Origin of the sequence: Aequorivita echinoideorum (genome assembly GCF_018476645.1) — a bacterium.
Taxonomy (GTDB): Bacteria; Bacteroidota; Bacteroidia; order Flavobacteriales; family Flavobacteriaceae; genus Aequorivita; species Aequorivita echinoideorum.
In genome coordinates, this window is the sequence record NZ_JAHCTB010000008.1 from 1 (window position 1) to 7,210 (window position 7,210).

The window sequence follows — 7,210 nt, forward strand, 5'->3', positions numbered from 1 at the left end:
ATGCAATACTCGGATAAACAACCATTAATAGCTAAATATCCATCCATATACGCAGGTGGATATTTTAAAATTTTATATGGATTTTGATTTTCAGTCACGGTTTTTTCAGCTTGTTGCCAACGTTTGGGCTATGGTTTCGTTGCGTGAAAATCCGTTAGGATTTTTAGCCGAGAGCCGAAGATAGCAAATTTGCGAGGACTTTCCGAGAAGAAAGTCAGAAGCAATGAACTATAGCCGGTGTTGCCCACAGTATTTTTATTCCGCTGTTTTCATTGGAATATTAAATTCGTGGTTTTCTTCTGGTTTTTTTCCAAAACTAACTTTCACGTTCAATGTATCCGTTTCAAGATAATTACGCGGAACTTTGATTTGTGTTTTCATTATTCCGTTTTTGTTTTGGATTACACTAATCCCAGGTCCGATAACATAGAAATTATTTTGAGCTATATTAGTAAGCACAAAGTTTGTTTCAGTTGGTTGATCATATTCCAAATAATCTTTTCCGTCCTGAATTTGAATTTCTATTTTTTTATTTCCGTTTTCATAAATCAATTCTGATATTTTAGTTTCAGGTTTTTCACAACCATAAATGGTTAAACTGATAAAAATGATAATTGATTTCAGGAATTTAATTTTCTTCATAATGATTGTGTCTTATACTGAAATAGGTTGACCATTTTGGTTTACTATTTTGTTTTTATTGAGTTACTAATATCGGTATTTTTCTGTACTGTTTGTAATTATGATTTTGATTGTTGTGAGCAAAGTCTGGAGTTTTAAATTCCAGGCTGTAGTGCATTCGTTTTGAATTGTAGATTTTTACTGCTTTTTTAACCATTTTCTGAGCTAATTTTAGACTTACAATTGTTTTGCCCAATCCAAACTCCTGTTTCAATATTCCGTTTATTCGTTCGGCCACGGCATTCTCGTAGGGATCGTATTGTTGTGTCATACTGATATTGATCTCGTTTTTCTCAGCAAATTTGGTATATGTAGGATTACAGTATTGCAGACCTCGGTCTGAGTGATGAATGAGCTTTTGGCCGGGGTATTTTCTTTGTTTTAAAGCCATTTTCAGTGCATCTATGCAGAGGCTTGTTTTCATATGATTATCAATTTTGTAACCCATTATTTTTTTGGAGTACGCGTCTGTTACCAGCGCCAGATATGCATTTCCACGATCTGTTTTGATGTAGGTTATATCACTTACCCACAGCTGCTCTGCAGCTTGGGGAATAAGATTTTTAATTAGATTGGGATATTTGTAAAAGTGGTGCTTTGAGTTTGTTGTAATGTGTGCTCTTTTTGTTCTTGGTATAAGCAGTTGATGTCTTCTAAGAAGTAGATAGAAGCGATCTCTGCCCATTTTAATGTTCTTCTCCACAAGTGCCGGCTTGATTGATTTATACAGCTTTAAACCGTCTGTTTTGGGCATTTTTTTTCTAATCTGTTCAACAAGGTCAAGGATTGCCTGTTCTTGCTGGTTAGACTTTTGATGTGTAGCCAGACGCTTGTAAAAAGCTTGTTTAGATATCCCGAAACATTGGTAGACCCATTTCATTTTGAAAGGTCTCTTTTGCGTTTTTCTATTTCCTTGGCCAATGCTTCGGGCAAATGCTTTTTTGCCAGATCGAGTCCTGAAAGGTTCTCCAGATTAGCGATGTAATCCCTTTGAAACTCTTTGATAAACTCGAGTTCTTCGATCTTCTCTTTTAGTTTTTTGATTTCATCTTGTTTACTCATACCTCGTTTCTTTTGTTCTAAGGTACTGTATTTTTTTATCCAGTAGTCAATAGAAGATCTTGAAACATTATAGGATTTTGCAGCATAATTAACTGAGATCTGACCATTCTGGATTTGATCAATGATTATTAGCTTAAGCTCAAAACTTACTTTTTGGTACTCTTTTTTTGGGCAGGGAGGTTTGTTGTCTTTCATCTTGATCCTGAATTAAATGATTGATTTTTGGTCAACCTATTTCAGGAAATGACGTTTTTTTCATATTGTTGCCAACGGTCTAGTATAACCGTCAGTTACGGGTTAATATGAGTTAATTTTCGGTTTAGAACTGACGTTAGCAATTCCGAGTGGATTCGGACGTAGTCGAATCCGCCGTAATTGCGGTTATACATTGTTGTAACAAGTTTTTATTTCCATACTGCTTAAAACATATTCCTCTGAATTAAACTCAATTGCTAAATCCATAATTAAAGTTTCTTTTATACTTTCTGTTGAGTAGTTCTCCAAATGCTTTCTTGGGTGAGTTGGTGACCATATATAATCACTATAAAGTTCAATTACAACACCGAAATCCGCTATTAATTTTCTTCCTTGTTTCGAAAGACACTTTATAAATAAATCTTTTAAGTATTCATTTTCAGGTAAGTTTCTTACTTCCATTTCAGTCCAAAATCTATTGTCTTTTCCTACTCGGTTTTTACTGTCTTCAAATACTTTTAAATCAAGTGATTTTACATTTTGAAGAATTATTTGTTTATCTACAAGTTTAGGATAACTTTTACTAAATAATTTGAAATCAATTTTGTTGATGTCTCTGCCAGAATCAACGTATTTATTTAAAAAGTTTATTATATGATTGAAATTTAAAAAGTCGATTGAGCATATTTGCAATTTTTCAGCCAGAGTTATAGTTTCTGATATATAATTTTCTAATGTTTTATCATAAACTTCTAAAAACAAAGTTGCTGTTCTAACATTCCGATATTCTTCTTTTACATAAATTTCTATGAATTCATATTTTTTAATTTTTATGTAATTCGTAATGATTGGGCAAGAATAGAAATTAAGTTCTCGGTCAATATATCCTGGAATTAAATCAGTTTGATTTTTTTCAATTGACTCTGGCTTGAATACTGGCGTTAAGATAGATTCATTCAAATCTCTTTCAGCGTGATGAACATAGAATTTTCCAAGTTCAGATGGGTTGTCAATGTATATAAATTTTTTTCCTCGGAACATTCTTCAAATTTGTTACAACGGTTAGTATAAAAGAAGTAGGGCTGTAAATAAGCAATAAACTTTCGGTTTATCCACAAGCCAAATCTTTTGTATTATGTTTTATCTTTCTTTTCTAAAAGCCAAATCAAAAGATTTGGCGACCTTGCAAATAAGACCGAACCATTGGGTTTAGCACTTACTTGCCCTATTTTTTTTATACCTTGTTATAGGCAGTTTTTACTTTACGATTATTTTCTTGTGAACATATCCTTTGTCAGTAATTATTTCTACAAAATAGTACCCAGCTTCAAAAGCCGATATGTCAATTTTGTTTAAATATTTACTTTCATAAACTTTTTGTCCGTTAACATTAAATATGCTTATCGAGAATCCAGTAATATTATTTCGTAAAGTAAAGTTTAAAAAGTGCTTTGAGGGATTTGGAAAAATAACAATATGTGGTTCTAAGGAATTGTTTTCAATACTAAGAACTTGATTATTCAATCGAATCAGCGCAATATCCTTATTTGATGTATTTGCTTCATTGGTTATTCCAATCCCGACTATCTTTCCATCATTTTGAAGCTTTACTTCATATCCTGTATTTGTCTCTGAATTAAATAAATCACTTATTACAATTCCATTGTTGCCAAAACTAGCATCTAATTCTCCGCTTGTGTCAAATTTCATACAAGTCAAATAGGATTGAAAAGAAGGCATTGCTTCTGCTGAGTAACCCATAGTAATGATTTTATTATCTGGTTGTATGATAGTAGCATTAATTAAGCTATTGCCATTGGTTGCCTCATCGGTTATTACAATCCCATTTAATCCGAATGAATCGTCCAGAAGACCATTTGTGTTATATCTAACAAGAAGGGAATGGGATTCAAAAAATCCACCACCTATCGAATTCTCAGCCTGACCTACAGCTACAATTTTTCCGTCTGTTTGAATGTCAATGTCTGTGAAAGCACCATAGCCTGGTTCATCACCCACACTCGTAATTTTAATTCCATTATCTCCGAAAGTTGGGTCTAGACTACCATCTATTAAAAACCTCGCGATAACGGCTTTCCTTTGGGATGCCTGAGTATAGGTTGTGCCTGCTAAAACCATTTTCCCATCATCTTGAATTTTCAATGCGGCATTCAAGTCGAACCGTTCTGGAGAAATATCTGTAATGACTGTTCCATTATTTCCAAAAGAAGAATCAATAACTCCATTTGAATTATATCGAGAAATACTAAAATATACATTGAAGCCGTCAGAAAACCCTCCTGCAATTATAAATTTTCCATTATTTAAAATTTCAAATTCACCTCCCGAAGTTATGTATGATATTCCATTATCTCCAAATGTACTATCTAGTGAGCCATTTTCATTAAAGCGTAAAAGTATTGGAGTATTATTAGCACTGCCGAATGCGACAATTTTACCATCGTTTTGTATTTCTATTTCAGATATTGAACACCCGTCATTTCCAATAGTTAGAGTTACAATTCCATTAATGCCAAAACTTGTGTCAAGTTCTCCATTAGTAAGATGCTTAGTTAAAAAAATGTGTCTATTAACCGTTAAATTATTAATTAGATTGTAAAATCCCCCAGTAATAATCTTACCGTCATCTAAAATAGCCAAAGACCTTCCAATATCACTTTTATCTCCAATCGAAAATACAAGTTTTCCATCTGTTCCAAAATCAGTATCAAAACTTCCATCTTGGCTATTTGCACTATCAAATAGCAAAATATAAAAAACTAATATTAGAGATTTAATGTATTTCATTTGTCAAATTGCCTATAACGTCTTGTGTATGCGCAGTGGCGAAACGGTCTCCCAAAACCCCGCCCCCGCACGGACGCTAAATGTATAAAATTATTCTCGGATTTTTCATTTGCGGCCATTGCGTATACACGGTGTTGCGCACCGTTTTTCTTCCGCAGCGCTCCGCAACTGTTCCGATCCACCGTTTTTTAGATTGGAACCTTTTCCGCACTGCTTGGTAAGATCCTTTTCCCGCGCCCCGCTTCCGCCGCTGCTCCGTTCCGGGCTGAAATCCCCTTTTTTTTCCGCACGCCGCTCACGTGTCCGATAAGCATCTTTTTTGGGACACCACTTTTTTCTCTCAAATGGTGCGCAACGGGTTTGTATAACAAAAGTAAGGGGTTAAAATACCTTGACTTCCAGCCGTTGTGGTTATTAATATTTGTGTACTGTCTTTTGGGCTTTGTACTTACTCCCTTATTTTTGTTATACGGTGTTGTGAACTGTGCTTTTTATTCGGCAAGTTTGTATTTTTTCTTTTGAAATTTTTTATAAACTTTTGGGTTGAATTTTGATACAGTTACTATTTTTTCTTTTGATATAACAATCGCCATTTCCTCATCTATACTTTCAAAATCAGTATTGTTTATTAGTTTTTTCAACACTTTAAAATAAGGTGTGGTAAAATGCAGTATCTTTCTTTCACTTTCCCTATAGCCGCTTACAAAAGGTATTAGCTCAATTTGTTGGGATAATAGAGGTTTAGATATAATTTTTATATATCCTACATAGACCTTACCATCGTCTTTTGTAACCATTAAAAGCTTTTTTTCCAACTCTGTTTCGTTCATTGATTGATAATAAAGCTTCTCAAATTCATCCCCAAACTTATTTATGACAATCCACATTAGAATATTGGTAGGTATGATATTTAATATTTTAGCCCCAACCCAAGATATTGCTATGGTTAATATGTAAAGATTTAGGTTCGGGTATTTTACAGGGATTAAACTTTTACACCAATTTCTTAAACTGTCTAAACACCCTTTTAATAACCACTTATCAATGTAATAACTAATAAAGACCAAAAAAAGAGATGCTATGATTGAGTTGAAAATCAACCTCTGTGTTTCAATTCGGCTATGTTGAAACTTGGTAAGGTAAAAGGTGGTTAGAAAGATATAACCTCCGAGAAGAGGTAGAATTAATAGGAAGTTAAACTCAAAATTAGGCATTCTTTACCTTAAATCCAGTAGCTTTCGCTATTGAGTTCACAAACTTTATAGATTCATTTTTGTCAGTAAAAACGTCTTTACTTTTTATATAAATATCTCCTTGCGAAGTGATTCTCACTTTGCTTTTATAAGCCTGTTTTATCCATTTAAACTTATCTTTCATAATGTTAAATATACTCCAAAATTTATTCCAAAGCAACTTTATTTCATCCATCGTTGTTTTTGCATTGCTCACAACGGTTTGTGTATGGCTCGTTGCGGAAAATCAGCTATGATTTTCCGCCGTAACCGAAAGATAGTGAATTGCAATGAATTCCGATTAGGAATTCAGCCGCAATGAGCTATACACGGTGTTGTGCATAGTATTTTTACTCAATGTTTGGTAAATTCCGCTCAATCAATTCCGCGTTTCTTTTCTCTTGGTCATTCATTGATAAATAATGAACTGCTAAAATCAATTGGATATTCGGGTCGTCCAAATCAAAGTTTTTCTCATCAGTTAAAACATTTCCGTACTGTATATCAAATCCACCAAAGTCGCCTGAAGCCTTGATTCTTTCAGCGTATTTAGCAATTCTTGGATTGCTTTTGCCAAAATCGGCTAAATATTTTTGGTAGTTTCCCGTAGCAACAGCACAAATGTCGTCCGCTTTTGTTTCGCTCGGATAATAAGTCGATTCGCAGTACATCCAGATTTCATCAAATGTTGATGGTGAAATTCGTTTATAAAACTCCTTTTGTTTTTCAAAATCTATTTGACTCCAAAATCCTTTGCCCTCGGCTTGTAAAGAATCGTGATTGGTCTTCTTGTAGCATTTTTCAAAATCCATATTCCCACAAGTTTCTGTTTTGAAAAAGTCAGTTATTTGTTTTAAATCAGAAATCTCCTCGGTCGTAAAATTTGCATTCAACTCAGCATTTGAATATTGTGTTTTACAAGATGAAAACCACAATAAAAAAAGAAGTAAAATTGTATGTAAAAGTGTTTTGTTCATATTATGCACAACGGTTTAGGCTATGAGTAGTTGCGTGGTTTAGCGATTAACTCTACAAGTACACACAAAACTGAAAATCCGAGAGGATTTTCAGAAGTAGGCGAGAACAAGCAATTACTTATAGCCATCTTAAGTTTGATTTTTCTTAAATCAGTTAACTTTAGTAATTAATCAGAAAGAACAAAAGAGCGGAGTAAGGTTACTATAGCCAGTGGAAGTTTTCATTCCGTCAACATTGATAATCCCCGCTCTTTT

The 7,210-nt window shown here is 33.7% G+C and carries 8 protein-coding genes; all 8 read right to left on the reverse strand.

Features of this window, described 5'->3' with window-relative positions; all coding sequences use genetic code 11:
* Window positions 1-255 precede the first annotated feature (255 nt).
* The gene (locus KIV10_RS13555; RefSeq protein WP_214114644.1) at window positions 256-642 is read right to left on the reverse strand and encodes a hypothetical protein; all 387 of its coding nucleotides are present in this window, start codon (window positions 640-642) and stop codon (window positions 256-258) included.
* 55 nt (window positions 643-697) lie between these two features.
* Window positions 698-1,561, reverse strand: a complete 864-nt coding sequence (locus KIV10_RS13560; RefSeq protein ID WP_214114646.1) for an IS3 family transposase — start codon at window positions 1,559-1,561, stop codon at window positions 698-700.
* On the reverse strand, window positions 1,558-1,938 hold the full coding sequence (locus tag KIV10_RS13565) for a helix-turn-helix domain-containing protein (protein WP_214114647.1): 381 nt from the start codon (window positions 1,936-1,938) through the stop codon (window positions 1,558-1,560). The genes KIV10_RS13560 and KIV10_RS13565 overlap by 4 nt, the downstream gene beginning before the upstream one ends.
* Before the next feature lie 186 nt (window positions 1,939-2,124).
* Window positions 2,125-2,979: a hypothetical protein gene (locus tag KIV10_RS13570; protein ID WP_214114649.1), complete on the reverse strand. Its 855-nt coding sequence runs from the start codon at window positions 2,977-2,979 to the stop codon at window positions 2,125-2,127.
* A 216-nt stretch (window positions 2,980-3,195) separates the two neighbouring features.
* Window positions 3,196-4,746, reverse strand: coding sequence for a T9SS type A sorting domain-containing protein (locus KIV10_RS13575; RefSeq protein ID WP_214114651.1), 1,551 nt, complete (start codon window positions 4,744-4,746; stop codon window positions 3,196-3,198).
* Window positions 4,747-5,237: 491 nt separating this feature from the next.
* Window positions 5,238-5,633 (reverse strand): hypothetical protein, encoded by a 396-nt coding sequence (locus KIV10_RS13580; protein ID WP_214114653.1) that lies wholly within the window; start codon window positions 5,631-5,633, stop codon window positions 5,238-5,240.
* A 319-nt stretch (window positions 5,634-5,952) separates the two neighbouring features.
* Window positions 5,953-6,195, reverse strand: coding sequence for a hypothetical protein (locus KIV10_RS13585; protein ID WP_214114655.1), 243 nt, complete (start codon window positions 6,193-6,195; stop codon window positions 5,953-5,955).
* A 133-nt stretch (window positions 6,196-6,328) separates the two neighbouring features.
* Window positions 6,329-6,955, reverse strand: coding sequence for a hypothetical protein (locus KIV10_RS13590; RefSeq protein WP_214114657.1), 627 nt, complete (start codon window positions 6,953-6,955; stop codon window positions 6,329-6,331).
* Between the last annotated feature and the right edge of the window lie 255 nt (window positions 6,956-7,210).